Here is a 23246-nt window from a genome sequence, read left to right as displayed (position 1 = left end):
CGCGGTAGGACGGAGGAGGCAGGGTGGCGGCAGGTCCCGACCCGGCGAACGGCGCGGTGTCGAACCACCGTCGGCGCCGATTCGACGTCCGAGTCGTCCCGCATCGACGCCGGTCACCGTTCCGGCTGCGGGACTGGCGGATGAGCACGAAACTCGCCACCGTGCTGATGGTGCCGTCGATGGCGTTCCTGGTGCTCGCGGCTGTGCAGACGAGCGCGCTGGTGGGGCGAACGACGGCGTTGAACGACTTCTCCCGTCAGGTCGGCATCGGTCGGCAGATCACCGCGGTGGTGCAGCAACTCCAGCAGGAACGCGACCGCTCGGCGGGGGAGTTGGGCGCGCTGCGCAGGGGCGGCGACCGGGAAGTGGCGGCGACCGACCTGAAGCCGTTGCAGACGGCCACCGACCGGGCCATTGTGGACCTGCGTCGGGCCGCCGAGCCTCTCGCGGACGCCGACGCGTCCTGGCGGGTCGCCTTCTCCGAGGCGTTGGAGGCGTACGACCAGGTGGTCGACATCCGGCCGGCGATCCCGCCGGCGGTGCTCAGCAGCGAAACCATCCTCAGCAACTACCACCGGGCCGTCGGCGCGATGATCGACCTGCTCGCCGAGCCGACGCCTGGTCAGGACCAACCCGCGTTGAACGACGCGGTGCTGCGCTATGTGCAGCTGGCCCGGGTCAAGGAGCTCTCCTCCCGGGTGCGGGCCCAGCTCTACGCCGCCGCCCGCGCCGGTGGGTACGGCACCGAGGACCGGGTGCTCCTCGCCGATCTGCGCGCCCAGCAGCTGACCGCGCTCGGCGCGTTCCGGGTGGCGGCGACCACCGACCAGATCCGTCGGTACGACGAGACCACGGTGACCCCGACGTTCCTGACCGCCGTGCAGCTGGAGGAACGCAGCCTGTCGGCCGGAGACGCGTCGCCGGCGGTGCTGCCGTCGGAGCAGTGGTGGTCGGCGAGCCAGCAGCGACAGGAGTTGTTGCGCCAGCTTGAGGCCGGCGTGCTGGACGACGCCGTGCGGCAGGCCGACGACGCCAGCAACGGTCAGCTGCGGGCCACCCTGCTGGTCGTCGGTGGGGTCGTCACGGTGCTGCTGGTCGCGCTGCTGATCTCGTTGCTCGTCGGGCGGTCGGTCGCCCGGTCGATGCGGCTGCTGCGTAGCCAGGCGCTCCGGATCGCGCAGGTCGAGCTGCCCGACGCACTGGACCGCTTGAAGACGGTCACCGGCGGGGTGCCCGGCATCGAGGTCGCGCCGGCGGTGGTCCGCTCGCTCGACGAGATCGGTGAGCTGGCCGAGGCGTTCGTGGCGGTGCACCGCAGCGCGGTCACGGTCGCCGTCGAGCAGGCGCTCATGCGACGCAACGTCAACGCGATGTTCGTCAACCTGGCCCGCCGTAGCCAGGTGCTGGTGGAGCGCCAACTTGAGCTGCTGGACGACCTGGAGCGTGAGGAGAGCGACCCGGACCAGTTGGAGAACCTGTTCAAGCTCGACCACCTCGCTGCCCGTATGCGCCGTAACGACGAGAGTCTGCTGGTGCTCGCCGGCACCGACTCCACCCGCCGGTGGAACCGGCCGGTCGGCCTCGGTGCGGTGCTGCTGGCCGCCGCTGCGGAGATCGAGCAGTACCAGCGGGTCCGCTTCGAGTCGGTGGCCGACATGTACGTGGTCGGGCACGCGGTCGGCGAGCTGGTGCACCTGTTGGCGGAGCTGCTGGAGAACGCCACGGCTTTCTCCCGCCCGGACACCCTCGTGGTGGTGACGGCCAAAGTCGGGGCCGGGACCCCGCTGATCGAGATCACCGACCGTGGTCTGGGCATGAGCCCGGCCGCGCTGGTCGAGGCGAACGCCGTGCTGGCCAGCCCTCCGGCTGCGGACGTCGCGGCGGTGGAGCGGATGGGTCTGTTCGTGGTCAGCCACCTGGCTGCCCGGCTGGGGCTGCGCGTGTGGCTCGACGGGGGCGAGGACGGCCTGGTCGCCCGGCTCGCGTTGCCCGCTGAGTTGCTGGCGCCGGCGGGCCCGGTGGAGCTGGATCCGCCCGCGTCGCCCCGGATGCTGGCGGCGAGCGCCGCCCGGGGAGTGGTCCGGAGCCCCGGCATCACCCGGGAAGCTCCTGCCCCGGGGCCGGGCATCGGCGCACGGGACATGCCGGTGGCCGGCCGCCCCCCGGGCGTCGCCGTACCGCGGCAGGCGCGTCCGGTGCCGGTGCGCGCCGAGGACGTGTTGACCCCGGCGGCGGCCCGTGGCGACGGCGGAGGCTGGTGGTCGCGGCAGGGACCGTCCGCGCCGGCGGTGCCCGCGCCGTCGGCGCCGCCGGCAGTCCCGGTGACCGGTGGCACCAATGAGCGAGGGTTGCCGATGCGGGTGCCGATGGCGCAGTTGAGCGCGGTCACCCGTTCGGCACAACCGATGTCGGTGCCGAACCGCACCGATCCGGACCCGGAGGCGGTCGGCGGCATGCTTTCCCGGCTCTACAGCGGGGTGCGGCGAGCCGAGGCCGAGGACACCACCGAGATACCCGTGCCACCGTCCGGGGGGCACGATGAAGGGGGACGACGACAGTGACGACGTTGAGCCAGGAGGCGCGTGACCTGAGCTGGCTGGTGAGCGCGTTCGCGGAGCGGGTGCCGGGCGTGGCGCACGCAGTGGTGGTCTCCTCCGACGGGCTGCTGGTGGCGATCTCCGACCACCTGCCGCGTGACAACGCGGACAAGCTCGCCGCGGTGACCTCCGGGCTGATGAGCATCACCGCGGGCGCGGCCTCGATGTTCGACGGCGATGTGGTCAAGCAGACGGTGGTCGAGATGGGTCGCGGCTACTTCCTGGTGATGCAGATTCGCGACGGTTCGATCCTGGCCACGCTGGCCGCCGGTGACGCGGACATCGGTGTGGTGGGCTACGAGATGGCCCGGTTGGCCAAGCAGGCGGGGGAGATGCTCACCCCGGCGTTGCGGGCGGAGTTGCAGCAGGCGCTGCCTCGCTGACTGGCCGAGTCCCGGACGGTCGCCGGCTCACCAGAGCCGAGCCGTCCGGGCCCGGCCGTCCGGGTGGCGGCCCGTTCAGAAGCCGCCGTCGGTGATGACGGAGCGGTACCAGGTGGCGCTGCTCTTGAGCACCCGCCGCTGGGTCGGGTAGTCCACGTAGACCAGTCCCCAGCGCTGGTCGTAGCCCGCGTCCCACTCGAAGTTGTCCAGCAGGGACCAGACGTGGAAGCTCTCCAACGGCACCCCGGCGGCGATGGCCTGGTGCACGGCGGTGAGGTGGTCGCGCAGGAAACTGATCCGACCCGCGTCGTGGACGGTGTCGTCCGCGGCCAGGGTGTCCGGCGTGGGCAGGCCGTTCTCGGTGATGGTGAGTGGGATCGGGCCGTAGTCGCGGGTGACCCGGGTCAGGAGGTCGTACATCCCCTGGGGGTAGATCTGCTGCCATTCGGCCTCGGTGGTCGTCCAGCGCCGCTCGGTGCCGCCGTCGGCGGTGACGTAGATCGGCGTGTAGTACTGCACGGCCAGCAGGTCGATCGGCGCGGAGATGATCGCCAGGTCGCCGTCTCGGACGCCCTGGACCATCCGGCTCTGCGGGCCCAGGTCGGCCAGCAGATCCTGCGGGTAGCTGCCCCTGAGCAGGGAGTCCAGGTAGAGGCGGTTCTCGTAGCTGTCGTAGAGGCGGGCGGCCGCGGCGGCCTGCGGGGAGTCGTCGGCGGGGTAGCAGGGGTGCAGGTTGAGTGCGGGGCCGATCCGGCTGTCATTGCCGCTGGCGCGCAGCGCGCCGACGGCGAGCCCGTGCGCGAGCTGCAGGTGGTGGGCGACCAGGTAGGCGGCGTCCGGGTCCTGCCGGCCGGGGGCGTGGTGGCCGGTGAGGTAGCCGTTCTGCACGACGGTCTTGGGCTCGTTGATGGTGAGCCAGGCCGGCACCCGGTCACCGAGGGCGTGGAAGACCAGGTCGGCGTAGTCGGCGAAGCGGTAGGCGGTGTCGCGTGATTCCCAGCCGTCGGCGTCCTGCAGCGCCTGGGGGAGGTCCCAGTGGAACAGGGTGGCCATCGGGGCGATCCCGCGTTCGTGCAGGCCGTCGAGGAGTCGGCGGTAGAAGTCGAGCCCGCGTTGGTTGGGCGCGCCGGTGCCGTCGGGCTGGATGCGTGGCCAGGAGATGGAGAAGCGGTAGCTGCGCAACCCGAGGTCGCGCATGAGGTCGAGGTCCTCGGCGTACCGGTGGTAGTGGTCGGCGGCCACGTCGCCCGTGTCGCCGTTGCGGATGCGCCCTGGGACGCGGCTGAAGGTGTCCCAGACGGACTCGCCGCGCCCGTCCTCCTTGGCGGCGCCCTCGATCTGGTACGCGGAGGTGGCCGCGCCCCAGCCGAAGTTGTCGGGGAAGCGCAGCGGGCCGGCGGGCCCAGTAGGTATCGACATGGATTCTCCTCGTGGATACGGGGCCACCGCCGAGATTCGGGAGCGCTCCCAGGATAGGCCAGGAGTGGCCGGCCCGGTCACCTGGCCGTCATGGCGGCCGGCGATGGCGGGTCGAGGCTGTTGGGGGCCCCGGACAGCGAACGAGGCCGCCGGGCGGCGCGGCGCGCCTGTCCCGTCGGCCTCTTTTCCCATCGTGTACGGGGGTTTAGTGTGGGGACGGGGGAGGGCAACCCCCGTCCCCACCGTAACTGCACACACACGGGCGGAATTTGGGTCCTGCCGTGCGTGTCGCGCGGGAGCCGGGCCACGCGAGTGGCTCTGGTTCCACCTCCCTCCGTGGGGCGGGACGATGGCTGACGACGGCGTCCGGGCTGGCCCGTCGTCGGCCCTCGGGCTGGTTCACCGGGTCCGTCAGGGACGGTCCCAGTGATCTTCTTGTTGGAACATTGTCGATGGAAGCGCTCCCATCGACCGATGTTGCGACTGTAACGCCCGTCACGCCTTTGTGAAAGACCCAAAACGAGATCGAAACAAGGAGTCGATCCGGCGCCCTGTGCGCTTGTTGTGGGAGCGCTTCCATGGCAGACTGTCGATTCAACGCGACAGGAGCCACATCGCGTGAGCGCGGGTCCACCGAGGGCAGCCGGCAGCACCACTTCCGGTCACGGTCACCCCATCGCAGCCGGCGGGACCCCCTCCCGTGCGGGCCGCACCGCCCTACCCCGGCCGGGCCCGGGGGAGACCACCTTCCCGGCGCCTCGAATCTCCCGCGGACCACCACCCTCGCGGGCAGGCGCCTCGCCGGGGACCGTCCCGGCCTGGTCCGAGGAGACACCGCGCACATGAGACAACTGGCACGACGCCGTCGAGTGGCGATGATCGCTGCCGCCGTGCTCGCCATCGGCGGGGTGACCCTGCCCGCCGGCGCCGCACAGGCCGCACCCGCCTGCGACGTGGTCTACGCGACCAACGACTGGAACACCGGCTTCACCGCGAACGTCACCATCAAGAACCTGGGTGACGCGGTCAGCAGCTGGACGCTCAAGTGGACCTTCCCGAACAGCAGCCAGCGGGTCACCCAGGGCTGGTCGGCCAAGTTCAGCCAGTCCGGCAGCGAGGTCACCGCGACCAACGAGTCGTACAACGGCAACCTTGGCACCGGGGCCTCCACCACCATCGGCTTCAACGGCGCCCACTCGGGCAGCAACCCGAAGCCGACCTCGTTCACCCTCAACGGCACCCCCTGCAACGGCACCCCGGCCAACCAGCCGCCGACGGTCTCCCTCGGCCTGCCGACCGGGCCGTTCACCGCGCCGGCCGACGTGCCGCTGACCGCCACCGCCAGCGATCCGGACGGGACGATCAGCAAGGTCGAGTTCTACCGCAACGGCCTGCTGATCAACACCGACACCTCCGCTCCGTACGCCTACACGCAGGAGGACCTGCCGGCCGGCAGCTACACCGTGCAGGCCAAGGCGTACGACAACGCCAACGGCATCGGGGTCGACGAGAAGGCGTTCACGGTCACCGCCGCAAGCGGCCCGACGCTGGTCGCCACGCCGTCCGCGGTGAGCGTCACCGAGGGTGGCACCGCCACCTTCAACCTGAAGCTCAGCGCCGCGCCGACGGCCAACGTGCCGGTCACCCTCGCCCGCACCGGCGACACCGACGTCACGGTCTCGCCGGCCACCGCCACGCTGACGCCGAGCAACTGGAACACCGGGATCACCGTCACCCTCGCCGCGGCGGAGGACACCGACACCGCCGGCGGCGCCGCCACCATCACCGCCTCCGCCACCGGTCTCGCCTCGCTGGCGGTCACCGCCACCGAGATCGACAACGACACCCCCGGCGGCGACAACGCCTACCTGGCGAAGTTCCTCGAGCAGTACGGCAAGATCAAGAACTCGGGCTACTTCAGCCCCGAGGGCGTGCCGTACCACTCGGTGGAGACGCTGATCGTCGAGGCGCCCGACCACGGGCACGAGACCACCTCGGAGGCGTTCAGCTTCTGGCTCTGGCTGGAGGCGAACTACGGACGGGTCACCCAGAACTGGGCGCCGTTCAACAATGCCTGGACGGTGATGGAGAAGTACATCATCCCGACGCACGCCGACCAGCCCACCGCGGGCTCCGCCGGCACCCCGCAGTACGCCGCGGAGTACAACCTGCCCAGCCAGTACCCCTCGGCGCTGAACCCGAACATCTCGGTCGGGCAGGACCCGCTCCGCGCGGAGTTGCAGTCCACCTACGGCACCGGCGACATCTACGGCATGCACTGGCTGATGGACGTCGACAACACCTACGGCTTCGGCCGCTGCGGTGACGGCACCACCAAGCCGGCCTACATCAACACCTTCCAGCGGGGCACCCAGGAGTCGGTGTGGGAGACCGTCCCGCAGCCGTCCTGCGACACCTTCAAGCACGGCGGTCAGTACGGCTACCTCGACCTGTTCGTCAAGGACACCGGCGCCCCCGCCAAGCAGTGGAAGTACACCAACGCCCCGGACGCCGACGCCCGCGCCGTGCAGGCCGCGTACTGGGCGCTGACCTGGGCCAAGGCGCAGAACAAGCAGGCCGACGTCGCCGCCACCGTGGCCAAGGCCGCCAAGATGGGTGACTACCTGCGGTACGCGATGTTCGACAAGTACTTCAAGAAGATCGGCAACTGCGTCGGGGCCAGCACCTGCCCCGCCGGCAGCGGCAAGGACTCGGCGCACTACCTCCTGTCCTGGTACTACGCCTGGGGTGGCGCCTACGACGCCAGCCAGAACTGGTCCTGGCGGATCGGCTCCAGCCACAACCACTTCGGCTACCAGAACCCGTTCGCGGCCTGGGCGCTGACCAACACCCCGGAGCTCAAGCCGCAGTCGTCGACCGCGGTCGCCGACTGGACCAAGAGCTTCGAACGGCAGCTGGAGTTCTACACCTGGCTGCAGTCCTCCGAGGGCGGCATCGCCGGTGGCGCCACCAACAGCTGGGACGGCAGCTACGCCCAGCCACCGGCCGGCACCAGCACCTTCTACGGCATGTTCTACGACGTCGACCCGGTCTACAACGACCCGCCGTCGAACCAATGGTTCGGCATGCAGGCCTGGTCGATGCAGCGGATCGCCGAGCTGTACCTGCAGACCGGCAACGCGAAAGCGAAGGCGCTGCTGGACAAGTGGGTGCCCTGGGCGATCGCCAACACCACCCTCGGCACCAACTGGTCGATCCCGTCGGACATGGCGTGGACCGGTCAGCCGACCACCTGGAACCCCTCCAGCCCGCAGCCCAACACCAACCTGCACGTCGAGGTCACCACCAAGGGCCAGGACGTCGGCGTCACCGCCGCCTACGCCCGGACCCTGATCGCGTACGCGGCCAAGTCGGGCAACCTGGCGGCCAAGAACACCGCCAAGGGGCTGCTCGACGCGCTCACCGCCGCCAGCGACGCCAAGGGTGTCTCCACCACCGAAAAGCGCGGCGACTACCGGCGCTTCGACGACGTCTACAACGCGTCCACCGGGCAGGGCCTCTACGTCCCGTCGGGCTGGACCGGGAAGATGCCGAACGGCGACGCCATCGCCGCCGGCAAGAGCTTCCTCGACATCCGGTCCTTCTACAAGAACGACCCGGACTGGCCCAAGGTGCAGGCGTACCTGAACGGTGGTGCGGAGCCCAGCTTCAACTACCACCGATTCTGGGCACAGGCGGACGTCGCCATGGCGTACGCCGACTACGGCAGCCTGTTCCCGAACGGCTGACAGCGACCCGGGGCGGGCGGCGTGGACCGCCCACCCCGGGGTCCGGCCCGGGTCCGGGGAACGACGGACCCTGGTCGGCGGACGGCCTGACACCCACGGTCAGGCCGGGGTGGGCCGGCCATCTGGCCGACGCAGCGGATCGGCTGGCCCACCCCACCGCCCGGACTGGAGCCAACCGCGAAAAAGCCCAGAAATTCGGGCCGTCACGGGATCACGCTGAAGTCCGCGACGGAGTAACGTACGTCACCGGAGAGGCCGCTCCCCCCGTGGCGGCCTCTCCACTTTTTTGCCCGCCACCACCCGGATTCGCCCGGGTCAGCGAGGCGCCGCGGCCGGGTCCTCAGTGACCGGATGACGCAGACCCGGGTGCCCGTCCGGCAACGACCGCCGCAGCACCACCCAGCTCAGTGCCAGCGCCGCGGCGACCAGCGGCCAGGTCAGGGCCACCCGGGCCACCACCAGTGCGAGCACCTGCCCACTGAGGTACAACGGCACGAACACCGCGAGCCGCAGCACGTACGTCGCCGTCCACACCCAACTGGCCCGGCCGTACGCGCGCCTCAACGCCCGGTCACGCCGCCACCGGGTGCGCTGCCCCAGCACCGCGCCGACCAACACACCGAGTAGTGGCCAGCGCACGATGATGCTGACCGCCCAGGCGAGTGCGCTGGCCGCGTTGGAGAGCACCTGAATGAGAAAGAAGTCCTCGGCCCGGCCGGTGCGCACCGCGATCAGCGCCGCGACGCAGACGGCCAACAGACCGATCAGCACCGAACGCGGCCGATCACCGCGGGACAGCCGTACGCCGGCCACCGCCGCGCCCACGGCCAGCGCCGCGCCGACCCCGCCCCAGAGCGACTCGCCGCCCAGCAGCCAACCGGCCGCGAACGCCAGCGGCGGCAGGGTGGCGTCGATGGCACCGCCCCGCCCGCCCAGCAGCTCCGCCAGCGACTCGGTCCGCGCCCGCGCTCCAGGCCCCGGCTCGGCGGGCACCCGCTGGTCCGGTTCGGGTTTGGCGTGACCGCTGTCGCGTTCCGGGAATCCGCCCACCACCGCCTCCTCGCCTCTGCACAACCTAACCGTTGACGGGCGGCGGGCCACCGCTCGTCCGGCCACCAGCGGCCGCTACCGTGTGCGGATGCGCGCGACGGCACGGGGTTGGACCGCGGTCTGGTTGGTCGTACTGGCCCTCGTCCAGGCGGCCGCCTTCGTCGCCGTGTGGCGGGTGGCCGTGCACACCGGGATCGGCCAGTGGGTGGACACGGTGGCGCTCACCGGCAACCGGATCGGGCAGGACACCATCGACGGCCCCGTCAACCGGATCCTCAACGCGATGTCGGTGGTCTCCCTGCTGGCCGCCACCGCGATGATCGGGTTCATCGCGCTGATCCGGGGACGGATCGCCCTGGCCATCACCGCGACCCTGCTGATCGCCGGAGCGAACCTCTCGACCCAGTTGCTGAAGCACGGCCTGACCCGGCCCGACTACGGCCTCGACCCGGAGCGCGTCGCCGTGGGCAACAGCCTGCCCAGCGGGCACACCACGGTGGCCGCGTCGGTGGCCGTCGCGCTGGTGCTCGTGCTGCCGGCCAAGGTGCGGGCGGTCGGTGCCTTCCTCGCCGCCGGCTACGCCGCCGTCGCCGGAGTCGCCACCCTCTCCGCCGGCTGGCACCGGCCCAGCGACGCGGTCGCCGCGTACCTGGTGGTGGGTGTCTGGGCGGCGATGGCCGGGCTGGTCCTGCTGATCACCCAGCGGGAGCAGGCCGAGGTCGCCCCCGGCGACGCGCACCGCATCGCGGCGCTGGTGCTCGGCGTCGGCGGTGTGCTTGCCCTGGTCGCCTGCGGACTGGCACTGGCCTGGCTGGTCGACCTGCGCGACACCGGGCCGGACGACCTCGCCCGCCGACCACTGTTCATCGGGTACGCGGGCAGCGCCGCCGGCATCGCCGGCACGATGGCGGTGGTGATGGCGTTGGTGCTCACCGTCGTGCACCGGCTGGTGCCCAGGGTCAAGGGCTGAGCGAGCAGCAGTAGGGTCGTCGGATGATCGAGAGCCTGGATGCCCGCAGCCTGAGGGACCCCGTCCGCGTAGCGTTCTCCGCCGAGTGCGCGCAGCTCACCGAGATCCTGGCCGAGTTGGTCGACGCCGACCTCGACCGACCCACCGACTGCCCGCCGTGGACTGTCCGGGAGTTGATCGCCCACATCCGCACCGGAGTGGGCCGGCTGGCCGACATGCTCGCCGCGCCGGCCCCGCCACGCCCTGAGGTGGACGCCGCGGGCTACTTCGGCAGGGCGAAGTTCACCGCGCAGGTGGACGCCGACCGGATCGCCGGTGGCCGGCAGGACGCGCTACAGGTGGACCGAGCAGCGCTGGCGACCGAGTTGGACCGGGCCTGGCGGACCACCGACGCGGCGATCGCCGCCGCGCCGACCGATCGGGTGGTACGCACCCGGCACGGCGACGCGATGCTCCTCACCGAGTTCCTGCGGACCCGGGTCGTCGAGGTGGGTGTGCACGGTCTGGACCTGGCCGCCGCGCTGGGCCGGCCGCCATGGCTCACCCCGCAGGCGTCTGCGGTGATCGCCGACCTGCTCACCGGCGGCGAGCCGACACCGGCCGGGCTGCGCTGGGACGAGCTGACCCTGATCCGCAAGACCACCGGCCGAGCGGCGTTGACCGCCCCCGAACAGGCCGCGATCGACGCCGCCGGCTTCCGCTGGCTTGCCTTCGGCCGCTGACCCTGGTCGCGGCCGGCACCGGCCTGGGCGGGTCAGCTCGCGGAGCGGGGGGCGGGGACGTGCGGGGCGACGCCGCGCAGGTGCGTCAACACCACCGGGTCGATCCGCCCCGGCACGAGCCGCTCCTCCAGGTTCTCCAGCCCGGCCCAGGAGATCAACGCCGCCTCGGTCCCGTCGTCCGCCACCGAATGGCCCAGCGCGCCGAGCAGGGCGGCCACCTCCTCGGCGACCGCGCCGCTCAGGTCGAGCAGGGTGGCCGGGTCAGGTCGGCTGAACAGCATCGTGTGCACGGTGAGCAGCCGACTCAACTCGGCGACCGGGTCCGGGTGGTCGTCCACCCGAAGATCCACCAGCACATCGCTGCCGCCGGCGTACCCTCCGCCACGCTGGACCACCAGCAGGCCGGCGCTCTGCCGGCCCCGCCGGTCGCCGCCGGCCTCGTCGCCGGCCCGCAGCGCGGCGACGAGCCGCTCGGCGAACGGCAGCGCCGACCCGGCCAGCCAGGCGTCACCCAGTGCGTCGACGACCTCCGGGCCGGTGAGCACGTTGCCCTGCGCGGCCCAGCCGTCGCCGGTCCGCCCGCCCGCCCACGGATGGCAGGCCGGCCCGGTCCAACTGGCGCCCGAACCGCTGACCCCCACCACGCCGAGCTGGCGGTGCTCCCGCTCGGGGTCGGCGGCGACCAGCCCGGCCACCACGTCGGCGGCGGCCACCCCGGTACGCAGCAGGGTGAGGCCCTGCGGGCGGTAGGCGAGGTTGACGTGCGCCTGGGTGGCCAGTGCGCCGACCTCGGCGGCGGCGGCCGGCACCAGCGCACCGGCGGCGAGGAACTTGCTGGCGACGGCGACGCCATGCAGGCGGCCGTCGGCGGAGCGGGCGACGAGCGAGAAGGTCACCCGCTGAGCCTATCCGGCCGGGTCGGCATGACATCGTCGTACTCCGATGGATCAGAAGGGCGGCGCGGCGGCCTCCGGTGGGGCACCGTGCGCCCGGCGATCTCGGCACGCGCGTTCACGGTCGCCGACATCCTCGAAGTCGTAGCACCGTCGGTGCTGGGCAGGGCCGGAAACCGGCGATTCTGCCCAGTACGGGGATCTTGCTCGTGTGCCCCGTCAACGGGCACGATCGATCGGTGACGAATCGATGGGGCATGACGGTACCGCTCGGTGGCCTCGCATTGACCGACCATGACGCCGGCTACGCGGCCCTCGACCGGGCCGGGTTCACCGACGTCTGGTCGTCCGAGGTCGCCGGGACCGACGCGTTCACCCCGCTGGCGCTCGCCGCGGCGTGGCAGCCCCGGCTGCGGCTGGGCACCGCGATCACGCCGGTCTTCACCCGGGGCCCGGGGCTGCTGGCGATGAGCGCGGCGGCGTTGGCCGAGGCCGCGCCGGGCCGGTTCTCGCTCGGCATCGGCGCGTCCTCACCGGTGCTCGTGCAGGACTGGAACTCCGTGCCGTTCCACGAGCCGTTCCGGCGGACCCGCGACATGCTGCGTTTCCTGCGCGCCGCGCTGCATGGGGAGACCGTCGACGAGGCCTACGACACGTTCACCGTGCGCCGGTTCACGCTGGAACGACCACCAGCGGTGCCGCCACCGATCCTGCTCGCCGCGCTGCGCCCGCGGATGCTCCGGCTGGCCGGCGCGGAGGCCGACGGGGTCATCCTCAACTGGCTCAGCGCCGACGACGTGCCGCGCGCCCTCGCCGAGCTGGGCGAGCGGCGTGCCGGCTTCGAGGTCGCCGCCCGAATCTTCGTCTGCCCCACCGAGGACGCCACCTACGCCCGCGCGTTGGGCCGCCGGCTCATCACCAGCTACCTCACCGTCGGAGCGTACGCCGAGTTCCACCGCTGGCTCGGCCGCGACAAAGCCCTGGCGCCGATGTGGGAGGCCTGGGCCGCCGGAGACCGGCGCGGCGCCAGCGCGGCAGTGCCGGACGACGTGGTCGACGCCCTGGTGCTGCACGGCTCACCCCAGCGGTGCCGCGCCGAGGTGCGCCGCTATGCCGACGCCGGCGTGGATGTGCCGGTGCTCGCGCTGCTGCCCACCCCGGAGGTGACCGCCGGCGGCACGACCGCGCTGCTCACCCTCATCGCCCAACTGGGCGCCGACCCCACAGGAGCGTCCGCGTGAACCTCACCGACCGGATCGTGGTGGTCACCGGTGCCGGCGGCGGCATCGGGGCCGCGCTGTCGCGTCGCTTCGCCGCCGAGGGTGCCGCCGCCATCGTGGTCGCCGACCTGAACGCCGAAGCGGCGGACGCGGTGGCCGAGAGCATCGGCCCGGTCGCGCACGCCATCGCACTCGACGTCACCGACGAGGAGCAGGTCCGCGCGCTGGTCGCCGACACCGAGGAACGGTACGGCCGAATCGACCTGTTCTGCGCCAACGCGGGCGTGACCACCGGCGGGGGAGTGGAGGTCGACGACACCGGCTGGGACCGAGCGTGGCGGGTCAACGTGCTCGCCCACGTCTACTCGGCCCGGGCGGTGCTGCCCGGAATGCTCGCACGGGGCGGCGGCCACCTGCTGCACACCTGCTCGGCGGCGGGTGTGCTGACCGCGGTGGGTGACGCCGCGTACACCGCGACGAAGCACGCCTCGGTGGGGTTCGCCGAGTGGCTGGCCATCACCTACCGGGACCGGGGCATCCGGGTCAGCGCGCTCTGCCCCCAGGGCGTGGACACCCCGATGCTCGCCGACGGGATCGCCGAGGGCCACCTCGGCGCCCGGGTGGTCGCCGCGTCCGGTGCGGTGCTCACCCCGGACCAGGTCGCCGACGCGGCCATCGCCGGGCTGGCCGAGGAGCGTTTCCTGATCCTGCCGCACCCGGAGGTCGCCGACTACGCGCGCCGCCGCGCCGAGGACCCGGACGGCTGGCAGGCCGGCATGCGCAAACTCATCCGCCGCCTGACCCCCTAACAACCACCCCACCCCCGCACCCTCGGCGGGTGATCAAGAGGTTGCGTCAGGATCCGGGCTCGGATTGACGCAAACCTCTTGATCACCGCTGGGGCCGCTTGGGGTGGTGGGGGGAGTGGTGGGCTTGGCGTAGGGGGGTTGGGTTGGTTGACCAGAGCACGCGGCGCCACCAGGGGCGCGCTGCCCGCAGGGTGGCCACGTAGACGCTGGCCGCCTCGGCGGCCCGGGTCGCCTGGTCCGGCGTAGCCGCATCCGGGGCGAAGCCCACCCGATTCAGCAGCTCCGCCAACTCGTCGACGCCGCCGACGTCCGCACCCGCGGCGGCATCACCACCACCACTGCTGTCGGTGTCGCTGCCGGCTCGGCGGGCTCGGGCCTCGGCGAGGGCCTGGCGGGCGTGCCCGGCCACCTCGGTTGCCGCCAGGTCGTCACCGACCGGTCGGCCGGCCAGCCGCAGCGCGTCGGTGACCTCCCGCCAGGCGCCAGCGATGCGCTGACCGGGGTCACCCCAACCGAGCCGGGCGCGGGTGAGCGAGCGGCGCATCGCCAACAGGGTGAGCAGCAGCGCCCCTACCAGCAGCAACAGGCCACCGCTGCCCCCGGCGACGAGCACCGGAGTGGACACACCGTCACGGCCGGGCGGCCCCGCGGGGGCGGCCACCGGCTCCGGCGACGCGCTCGGCTCCACGGTGGGCTCCGGTGCCTCCGACGGCGGCGGATCCTCCGGCGTCGGGCGGAAATCCTCCTCCACCGGCCTCGGCTCCTCGTTCGGGCGAGGCAGCGGGTCGAACGACACCCAACCCAACCCGTCGAAGAGCACCTCCGGCCAGGCGAACGCGTCACCGGCCAGCACCGGCCCCTGCCCGCGAGCACGGAAACCCACCACCACCCGGGTCGGCAGCCCGGACAGCCGGCCGAGCACCGCGAACGCCGCCGCGAACTGCTCCGAGGTGCCCTCCTGCCCGCCGCCGTTCCGAGGTCCGTAAAGAAAGAAACCCAGATTCGGGTACGCGTGCCCGCTGGGCGCGTCCGCCACCACCCGATAGTGCTCGGACAGGAACTGCTCGATCGCCAGAGCCCGGGCGTACGGGGCGCCGTTCTCCTCGGCGAGCTGCGCGGCCAGCCGACGCATCGGGTCGGGCACCCCGTCGGCGACCCGCAGTACCCGGGCCACCTCCTCACCGGCCGGTACGTTCGCCGTCGCCAACAGGTTCGAGTCCGGGTGCTCCTCGGCAGAGGTCACCGCGTACCGCAGGCCCGGCGTCAACCCCTCCGGCCTGATCAACGTCCCGCTCGCCTGGTCGTACGCCACCCGCGCCCCGCTGACCTCCCGGGGTGTCGCCACGGCGGGCAGGAGCCGCCCGCTCAACTCCGCCACGGTGACCTGCTGGCGGACCGTCCGCACCGTGCTGTCGCGCGGCGCTGTGGCAGCCGGCAGGATCCGCCCGGCGTTGCGGTACGTCGCGCCGACCCGCCAGGTCACCCCGTCGTAGTCGCTGAGCACCGCCAACCGGATCCGGACGCTCGCGCCGCCCGTGTCGTTCGCCGCCGGCCTGTCCTCGGTGGCCGGCTCTGCGCTCGGTGCGGTGTCGCCGGCCTGGGCAGCGGCACGCTCCGTGCTCACATCGAGAAGTTTCTGCTCCGGATGCAACGCCCAGCCCGAGATCCGGATCAACGGGTTCTCGTCGAGCGTCTGCACCTGCGGTGGTTCCACGTACCGGCGCGGGTCCACCGGCCGACCGTCGACCTGGTCGGCGAGGACCGGGCCGAGCAGTGCGACCAGCCCGACCACCAGGGCCACCCCGAGCGCCGCGCTGGTGGCCAGCCGGAGCCGCACCGCCGCGCGTACCCGGGGAGCCAGCTCGGCGGTCGGATCCCCGCCGGCCGGTGTCGTCCTGGCGGGGGCTGCCAGGCCGACCGCCGCGACCGTGACGAACGCCAGCGTCGCCCCGACCGCCGGGGCGGCATTCGGGCCGACCACGTAGAGGGCGGCGGCGTAGAGCCCCGCCGCCGGCAGGTAGCCCAGCAGCACCCGGCCGGCGCGCAGCGCCACCTCCGCACCGGCCAGCCCGGTCAGCCAGGCGGCGACGACGGGCACCAGCACCGTGTCCGGTGTGGGCTCCACCGGGATCATCGCGGTGAGCAGCCGAGGAATGCCGTTGCGAGCGGCGTCCGCAGTGATCTCCAGCAGGCCGCCGGGAAGCTCGGCGTGAGCGGCGGCCAGCCGCAGCGACCAGAGTGTCCAGCCGGCCATCGCGGCGACCGACACCGGTGCCACCAGCCAGGACGGCAGCCGCCGGGCGGCCACGCTGACCAGCACCGAACCGACCGCCGCGCCGATGACCAGCCAGGTCAGCAGGTCACCCGCGTACACCCGGCCGAGCACCACCCCGGCGAGCGCGGTCAACCCGATCAGCGCCAGCGGGACGATCGCCGCCCGCAGCACCCGCACGGCGCCCGTCACCACCGGCGTACCCCGTCCCACTCGGCGGCGAACTGCGCGCCGTCCGCCGCGTCGACCACCACCAGACCGGCCGTGCCCGGCGGCGTCGGCTCGGCCGCGCCGAACACCCCCACCACCACCGACGGGTACGCCCCGCGCAGCGCCCCGACGTGTCCCAGCTCGTCCCGGCCACCAGGCCCGGTCAGGAAGATCAGCGTGTCACCGAGCCGGTCCTGGCGCAGCCGGGTGGTTGCCGCGCGTACCGCGCCGTCGTCGGCGGACAGTTCGGCGGCAGCGAGCCGGTCCAGCGGCCCGAGAACCGGCCCGACGTCCGCGTCCCCGCCGGGCGTGCCCGCCTCGGCTGCGGTGTCCGGCTGCGCGGCGGCCAACAGCAACAACACGGGCAGGTCCGCGCGGTGTGCGGCGGTGACGATCGACGCCGCCGCCTCGCAGGCCGACTCGAACGACTCGGCCACCCCCGCCACCCGCTCCGGGTGCCCGGCGGCACGGTTGTCCAGCAGTACGACCAGACGCGGCAGGCTGGTGTCCACGTTTTCGCGCACCATCAGCTCACCCACCCGGGCACTGGTCCGCCAGTGCACCCGACGCAGCTCGTCACCGACCACGTACTCGCGCAGCGAGTCGAACGTGATCGACCCGTGGGGCACCCCGTCCACCCGACCGTCGAGGCTGCGCCCCGAGCCGCGGGGCACCGCCGCCAGCGGATGGATGCGGGGGTGCACCCAGACCGGCACCGCCGCACCGTACGGGCGGGCCAACGCCACCAACCCCAGCGGGTCGCGGCGAGTCACCCGCAGCGGCCCGACCGGCACCACCCCGCGACGATGGGTCGGCACGTCGTAGCGGACCTCAGTGTCCCGACCGGGCCGCAGGCGCAACACCGGCACCGGCACGGTGCGCTCCCCGCACCGGTCCTCGGCCAGCAGGTTCGCCGACCGCAGCCGGCCGGTGTTGCGCACGGTCAACGTCATGCTCGCCGGCTCGCCGCGTGCCACCCGGTCCGGGTCGGCGCGGCGGGTCACCGTCAGCCGGGGCCGCCAGGCCGCGACCAGAGCGGCATAGGCGACGGCCGCTCCGGCTGCCGCGCCAAGCAGCGTCAACTCGGGGTACGCGAACCGGAAACCCGCCCCCAACAGCACGACGGCGGCGACGAGCAGCCCGACCCCGCGGGCGGTGATCCCCATGCCGGTGCTGCCGGTCAGCCCTGCACCGGAGCGGGCTGCCCCGACGGCAGGGGCACCGGCACCGAGGCGATGGCCTGGCGCAGCACCTCCGCGGCGGTCATCCCGCGCACCTGGGCGTCCGGGGTGAGCAGCAGCCGATGCGCGAACACCGCCTCAGCGAGCGCCTTCAGATCCTCCGGCATGATCCAGCCCCGCCCGTCGATCAGCGCGTACGCGCACGCGGCACGCGTCAACGCGATCACACCTCGGGGACTGACTCCGACCCGCACGTGCGGGTGGGTGCGGGTGGCGGCGGCCAGCCGGACCGCGTACGCGTAGAGCGGCTCGGCGATGTGCACCCGGCGGGCCATCCGGACCATCTCCCCGACGGTGGCGGTGTCGGTCACCGGGGTGAGTGCCTCCGGGGAGCGCACCGTCGCGCCGCGCAGCACCTCCACCTCGACCGCCTCGTCCGGGTAACCGACGGACAGCTTGACCAGGAAACGGTCCAGTTGCGCCTCGGGCAGCCGGTAGGTGCCGTCCATCTCGACCGGGTTCTGCGTGGCCACCACCAGGAACGGCGACGGCACCGGATGCCGGACCCCGTCCACGGTGACGGTGCGTTCCTCCATGACCTCCAGCAACGCCGACTGGGTTTTCGGCGACGCCCGGTTGATCTCGTCGGCGATGACGATGTTGGCGAAGACCGGCCCCGGGTGGAACTCGAAGTCCCTGGTCGCCTGGTTGAAGATCGTCACCCCGGACACGTCCGAGGGGAGCAGGTCGGGCGTGAACTGGATGCGCCGCCACTCGCCCTTCACCGTGGCGGCGATGGCCCGCGCCAGGGTCGTCTTACCGACTCCGGGCACGTCCTCCAGAAGCACGTGACCCTGCGCGAAGAGCGCGGTCAACGCCAGCCGAACCACCTGCGGCTTGCCGAGCACCACCGCGTTGATGTTCTCGGCCAGCCGGGCGGCGAGGGCGGCGAAGCCCTGCACCTCCGGCTGGGTGAGCGGCTCGTGGGTGTTCACGGTCGGTGGTGCTCCTCGCCTGGTGTTTCAGCAGGTGGGCAGGACGTTGATGTTGTCGCCGCCCTCCAGGTTGAGCCAGGCCCAAGGGATGTAGTTCTTACCACCCTTGAAGTCGACCTGCACCCACCAGGTGCTGCGCTTCTGATTGTTGTAGATCCAGGAGTCGACGTCCTCACCGGCCTTCTTGCAGTACGCCTGCAGCCGGGTACCGGGCTTCGCCCAGCCAGCCTGCTGGTCGTTGTCCTGCCGGGTGACCTTGAAGACCTCGTTACCGTTGCGGCCGTCGACTTCCTCGTTGCAGTAGGTCCGCTGGTCGCCGTCCGGCCCGTTGTTGCAGGTCGCGATCCCGTACAGCGGGGGCGTTTCCTGCGCCTTCGTCGCTGTGCCGTTACCGGCGGCGTTGGTAGCCGTCACCGTGAACGTGTACTTCGTGCCCGGCGTCAGGCCCGGCACCGTGATGCTGGAGCACGCCCCGGCCTTCGCCGGCTTCCCCGGCGTGCTCACCGAGCAGGTGGCCTGACCTCCACCAGCGTCCACGGTGAACGTCACCGTCGCCGAGGTGGCCGTCGCCGACGAGCCGGTCACCGTGACCCGAGGTTCGGCGACCGTCCGTGCGGTGGCGGTCGCCTCCGGGCCGGGCCCTGCCTCGTTGACCGCCTTCACCTTCACCGTGACGTTCTGGCCGTTGCCCAACCCGGTGACGGTGGTGCGGGTGTCGGCCACCTCGCTGACGCGCCCACCAACGTCCACCAGGTACTTCGTCACCGGGCGGCCGTTCGCCTCGGCCGGCGACCACTGCACCGTGACCGCACCCGGCTGGTTGGCGACCGTGCCGGCACTCAGGTCGAGCGGCCGACCGGGCGCCGCGAAGGGCACCACCGTGTTGCTGATCGGCGACGCCGCCGACCCGGCGCCCTTGGCGTTGACCGCCACCACGGTGAACGCGTACTGGGTGCCGAACTCCAACTCACCGGCGGGCACGACCAGCTCCGTCTTCGTCGACTCACCGGCCGGCGCGTTCGCCCCCGCGGAACTGGCCGTGACCGCGTACCTCGCGATGGTGTTGCCCTGCCCGTTCGCCGCCGGCCATTTCACCAGCACCGTGCCGTCGGGCCGCTCCTGGGCGGTGACGCTGGCCGGCGGGTCGGGCACCGCCGCGGTCGGGGTCACCGGGTTGCTGTTGCGCGACGGACCGTCGCCCTTGGCGTTGACGGCGTGCACCGCGAACCGGTACGTCTCGCCGTTGGTCAGACCCTTGACTTCCACCGCACGCTGGTTGGCACCCACCTCCAGGCGCTGACCGGCGCCCTCCACCACGTACTTGATGATCTCGGCACCGTTGGCGGCGGCCGGCCGCCAGCTCACCCGCGCCTGAGCGTTGCCGGCCGCGGCGGTGACGCTGCGGGGCGCGCTCGGCTTGCCCACCCGGGGCTTCTTCGGCGGGGGCGGCGGCGGGGCAACCGGTGGCGGGTCGCCGCCGAGCACGTCGTTGGCGTACTTGTTGACCTCGCGCACCTGGTGCTTGTCGTCCACCACCCGAGCGGTCGCCGCGTCCGGGGAGTTGATGAACAGGTGATTCTCGCGTACTTCCAGCTCCATCGGCCCGTTCGCCCGCCCGCGGATGGTCTCGACCAGCTGACCGCCCGCATCGAACGCGTAGATCGTGCCGGTGGCCTCGTCGGCGCAGTAGAAGCGATCCGCCCAGGCCACCGCCGGGCTGAGCCGGTCGCCCTCACCCGGCACCGTGAACGCCCGCTCCTCACCACCGTCACCCACCACCAGCACCCGCCGCTCGGCGGGCACGGTGACCGGGACCCGCTGCCCGCTGGTGCGCGCGGGCAGCGCCGCCGGACCGGACAGCGTCAACGGCGTCGGATGAACCTCGCCCCGCTGCACCCGCACCAGCTTCCCGGCCGTGCGGTCGAGCACCGCAACACCGTCGTCCAGGGTGGAGACCACCAGCTCGTGGCTGGCCTCGGCGACGTCGTACGCCTCGACACGCTTCGGGCTGAGCCCCGCCCCGGCGGGCGCGGCCGAGGCCGGCGCGGACGGCAACGTGGCGGCGGTGATCGCCGAAACGGTGCCCTCGCTGGGCACCGCGATCCAGAGCCGACCCTTACCGTCGAAGGTGCCGCCGGTGATGCCCGGCGGATAGCGCACCGGCTCGCCGACCGGCGTCAGCGACCGCGGGTCGAGCTGCCGCACGATGCCCTGCACGGCGTCGACGACGAACGCCGAATCCTCGTGCAGGGCGACACTCACGCCCAGGCCAGGGGTGGTCTTGGTGGTCGCGCTGAGCTGCAGGGTCGCCAGGTCCAATGAGCTGATCTGCCCCGTCTGCAGGTCACGCAGGATCAGCAGCCGGTCGGTCTGGGCGATCTGCATCGGGTGCTGACGGGCGTTGGGAATCTCGGTGCGGGTGTCCACCCGGGCGGTGACCCCGTTGACCCGGGCCAACTCGCTGCGCGCCGCGCTCCAGAGCCAGGAACTCGCGTCGTAATTCGCCACCGCGTTGTCGGCTGCGCCGAGCCCGAGGACGGTCAACCCCATGGCGGCCAGCAGCGCGGTCACCGTGCCAACGGTCACCAGCCCGCCCCGAAGCCGGGACCGGGGGCGGGGGGCGTCGGTCCGTACGGCGTCGTCGATGCTGGCCACAGCCGGCTGCCTCCCCTGAGTCGTGGCAGGTGGCGCGCCTCGCGGCGACCCCTCCCCTGAGCCGGGTGCCATCATATGGCGCTGCTGGTGACGGGGGAACCCGCACCGTCACCCCTGTGGATACCGAGCGTGTGCGGTGTGGACGCCCAGCTCAGCTCGGTTCAGCTCAGCTCACCTCAGCGTGGCGTCGCTCCGGCCGAGGGCTTGCCGCTCGACGGGGTGGTGCGCTCCCGAGCCGTACAGACCTGCCCCGAGGTCGCGAAGCTGTCGGTGGAGTAGACCGCCAACACCGTGAAGCAGTGATCCACCCGCGAGTTCAACCCGTTGACCGTGTAACTGGTCTTACCCGGGTCCACCGTGGCCATCACTCCCAGGGGCTGCCCGGCCCGACCGGCGGCCACCATGAACGGCACCGCGCCGCCGGACGGGTCCGTCCAGGTCAGCGTGATCGTGGTCGAGTCATCACGTAGCTTCACGTCGCCGGGCGGGGGCCCGGCCGCAGTCGGTCCCGCCGCCGCCGGCGCGGTCCCGGAGGGCGGCGGATCGTCGCGGGTCAACACCACCGCACCCAGGCCGGCCACCGCCACGACGGCCACCCCGGCAGCTACCACCGCGCCGATCAGCGTCGCACGGCTGCGGCCCGCCGACCCGCCCTCATCGGCGTACGCCGGCCGGTACGGGTCCGGTACCGGGTGGTACTGCTGACCCGGGTACAGCGCCGGGGTTGGGTACTGGTCCTGAGTGGGGTACTGGCCTTGGCCCTGGGTTGGGTACTGGTCCTGAGTGGGGTACTGGCCCTGGCCCTGGGGCGGGTACTGGCCCTGGTGGTGCTGCGGCGTCGGTTGCGGGGCGGCTGGCCACGGCCCCGCCGGGTCGGCTCCGGTCTCCGATGACCAGGCTGCCGGAGTCGGCCCGGCCGAGGCCGCGACCGGGCTCGGTTGTGCGGCGTGCGGGCTCGGCTGCGCGGCCTTTGGGCTCGGCTGTGCCGCGAGTGGGTTTGGCTGCGCGGCCGTCGGGCTCGGCTGCGCGGCGAGTGGGCTCGGCTGCGTGGCCGTCGGCACCGGCTGCGCGGCGACGGGCTGGCTCGAACTGGTGTCACCCCTGGTCGGGCCACGGTCCGCTGGGACGGACGCGAACACCACGGTCTGGTCCGACGGCGCTACCCCGGCCTGCGGTGTCGGCACCACCGTGGCGTCGGCGCTGCCCAGTCCGAGCTCACCGTCCACGCCGGCGCTTCCCGTGTCTACCGGGGATCGCTCAGCGGAGACGGCGCCGGGAGCCGGCAGGGGTTGTGGTGGAGCGCTGCGGCTCCACGGCGGCGCGGTCATCCCCCACGGCGGCACAGGCGGTGCGCTCACCGGAGGCGCGGACACGGGTTGCCCGTAAGGCGGCGCCGAAACTGACTGCCCGGAACCGGGCGGAGCGGACACCGGATAGGTGTGCCCGGGTGGCGCCGACACGGGTGGCCCGTAGCCCGGCGGTCCGGAGACCGGGTATGGCTGGCCGGGTGGTCCCGAGACGGGGTACGGCTGGCCGGGTGGTCCCGAGACCGGGTACGGCTGGCCCGGTTGTCCGGAGGCGGGGTATGGCTGGCCGGGTGGTCCCGAGACAGGGTATGGCTGGCCGGGTGGTCCGGAGACGGGGTACGGGTGGCCAGGTGGCGCGGAGGTCGGCTGTGGAGACACGGGTGGCCCGCTGACCGGGTGGGCTGGTGCTCCGCTCACCGGATGCGCCGGCCCTGGCTGCCGGTTGGTAGGGGAGGGCCCACCGGGCGACGTCGCCTCGGCGCCGGATGCGTCGACCGGTCCACCCACCCCCGTTGGTCTGGCTGCGGCTCGGGCAGCCTCCTCGACGAGTAGCGGTTCGATCTGTCGTACCTGGATTGTGGGGTTGTCCCAGCGTGGTGCCGGCACCCCCGACGCTGGCGTGGTGACGCTCGGCGCCGGGGCCGGTGGGGTGGACGGCTGGTGTCGCACGTCGACCGCCGGGTGGTTCGCCGGGTCGCCCATGCGTTGACGGGGCGCTACGGCTGGCCCGGACGGCGGTCGCTGCGGTGGCCGCTGACCGGACGAACGGGGCGGCTGATCCTGGGCCCTGGGCTGGCTTGCGGCCCTCGACGGT

At 72.7% G+C, this 23246-nt stretch carries 15 protein-coding genes; 7 read left to right on the top strand and 8 right to left on the bottom strand.

The genetic code is table 11. The annotated features are described in order from the left end of the window. Positions 1 to 23 precede the first annotated feature (23 nt). Positions 24 to 2561, top strand: a complete 2538-nt coding sequence (locus tag JOD64_RS04195) for a sensor histidine kinase (protein WP_204940991.1) — start codon at positions 24 to 26, stop codon at positions 2559 to 2561. Next, positions 2558 to 2980, top strand: coding sequence for a roadblock/LC7 domain-containing protein (locus JOD64_RS04190; RefSeq protein ID WP_088988684.1), 423 nt, complete (start codon positions 2558 to 2560; stop codon positions 2978 to 2980). Before JOD64_RS04195 ends, JOD64_RS04190 begins: the two co-directional genes overlap by 4 nt. A gap of 75 nt (positions 2981 to 3055) precedes the next feature. Here JOD64_RS04190 and JOD64_RS04185 read toward each other — a convergent pair whose 3' ends face one another. Further along, positions 3056 to 4399 carry a GH1 family beta-glucosidase gene (locus JOD64_RS04185; protein WP_204940990.1) on the bottom strand — a complete coding sequence of 448 codons (1344 nt, stop codon included), beginning with the start codon at positions 4397 to 4399 and terminating at the stop codon, positions 3056 to 3058. An 851-nt stretch (positions 4400 to 5250) separates the two neighbouring features. Here JOD64_RS04185 and JOD64_RS04180 point away from each other — a divergent pair. After that, positions 5251 to 8148 carry a glycoside hydrolase family 48 protein gene (locus tag JOD64_RS04180; protein ID WP_204945884.1) on the top strand — a complete coding sequence of 966 codons (2898 nt, stop codon included), beginning with the start codon at positions 5251 to 5253 and terminating at the stop codon, positions 8146 to 8148. Positions 8149 to 8463: 315 nt separating this feature from the next. Here JOD64_RS04180 and JOD64_RS04175 read toward each other — a convergent pair whose 3' ends face one another. Beyond that, on the bottom strand, positions 8464 to 9141 hold the full coding sequence (locus JOD64_RS04175) for a DUF3159 domain-containing protein (RefSeq protein WP_204945883.1): 678 nt from the start codon (positions 9139 to 9141) through the stop codon (positions 8464 to 8466). A gap of 139 nt (positions 9142 to 9280) precedes the next feature. On the opposite strand from JOD64_RS04175, the gene JOD64_RS04170 reads away from it, so the two are divergent. Further along, positions 9281 to 10168 (top strand): phosphatase PAP2 family protein, encoded by an 888-nt coding sequence (locus JOD64_RS04170; protein WP_204940989.1) that lies wholly within the window; start codon positions 9281 to 9283, stop codon positions 10166 to 10168. A gap of 23 nt (positions 10169 to 10191) precedes the next feature. Next, positions 10192 to 10890, top strand: coding sequence for a maleylpyruvate isomerase N-terminal domain-containing protein (locus JOD64_RS04165; protein WP_204940988.1), 699 nt, complete (start codon positions 10192 to 10194; stop codon positions 10888 to 10890). A 32-nt stretch (positions 10891 to 10922) separates the two neighbouring features. Here JOD64_RS04165 and JOD64_RS04160 read toward each other — a convergent pair whose 3' ends face one another. After that, positions 10923 to 11786, bottom strand: coding sequence for a DUF1028 domain-containing protein (locus JOD64_RS04160; RefSeq protein ID WP_204940987.1), 864 nt, complete (start codon positions 11784 to 11786; stop codon positions 10923 to 10925). A gap of 254 nt (positions 11787 to 12040) precedes the next feature. On the opposite strand from JOD64_RS04160, the gene JOD64_RS04155 reads away from it, so the two are divergent. Together JOD64_RS04155 and JOD64_RS04150 are read left to right on the top strand one after the other, a co-directional pair. After that, complete coding sequence (locus tag JOD64_RS04155; protein WP_204940986.1) at positions 12041 to 13024, top strand: LLM class F420-dependent oxidoreductase; 984 nt, start codon at positions 12041 to 12043, stop codon at positions 13022 to 13024. Beyond that, complete coding sequence (locus JOD64_RS04150; RefSeq protein ID WP_204940985.1) at positions 13021 to 13812, top strand: SDR family oxidoreductase; 792 nt, start codon at positions 13021 to 13023, stop codon at positions 13810 to 13812. The genes JOD64_RS04155 and JOD64_RS04150 overlap by 4 nt, the downstream gene beginning before the upstream one ends. 82 nt (positions 13813 to 13894) lie before the next feature. Here JOD64_RS04150 and JOD64_RS04145 read toward each other — a convergent pair whose 3' ends face one another. The 5 genes from JOD64_RS04145 to JOD64_RS32805 form a co-directional block, all read right to left on the bottom strand. After that, the gene (locus tag JOD64_RS04145; RefSeq protein ID WP_307813229.1) at positions 13895 to 16279 is read right to left on the bottom strand and encodes a transglutaminaseTgpA domain-containing protein; all 2385 of its coding nucleotides are present in this window, start codon (positions 16277 to 16279) and stop codon (positions 13895 to 13897) included. Beyond that, complete coding sequence (locus tag JOD64_RS04140) at positions 16273 to 17460, bottom strand: DUF58 domain-containing protein (protein WP_204940983.1); 1188 nt, start codon at positions 17458 to 17460, stop codon at positions 16273 to 16275. The genes JOD64_RS04145 and JOD64_RS04140 overlap by 7 nt, the downstream gene beginning before the upstream one ends. Before the next feature lie 14 nt (positions 17461 to 17474). Beyond that, entirely contained in the window at positions 17475 to 18470 is a 996-nt protein-coding gene (locus tag JOD64_RS04135; protein WP_204940982.1) for an AAA family ATPase, read from the bottom strand. Between the two features lie 27 nt (positions 18471 to 18497). Then, complete coding sequence (locus JOD64_RS04130; RefSeq protein WP_204940981.1) at positions 18498 to 21125, bottom strand: fibronectin type III domain-containing protein; 2628 nt, start codon at positions 21123 to 21125, stop codon at positions 18498 to 18500. Positions 21126 to 21301: 176 nt separating this feature from the next. Then, a complete protein-coding gene (locus tag JOD64_RS32805) occupies positions 21302 to 22351 on the bottom strand; it encodes a hypothetical protein (protein ID WP_307813901.1) in 1050 nt (349 codons plus the stop codon). Between the last annotated feature and the right edge of the window lie 895 nt (positions 22352 to 23246).

Origin of the sequence: Micromonospora luteifusca, assembly GCF_016907275.1 — a bacterium.
Taxonomy (GTDB): domain Bacteria; phylum Actinomycetota; class Actinomycetes; order Mycobacteriales; family Micromonosporaceae; genus Micromonospora; species Micromonospora luteifusca.
This window is presented reverse-complemented; position numbering and strand designations above follow the sequence as displayed.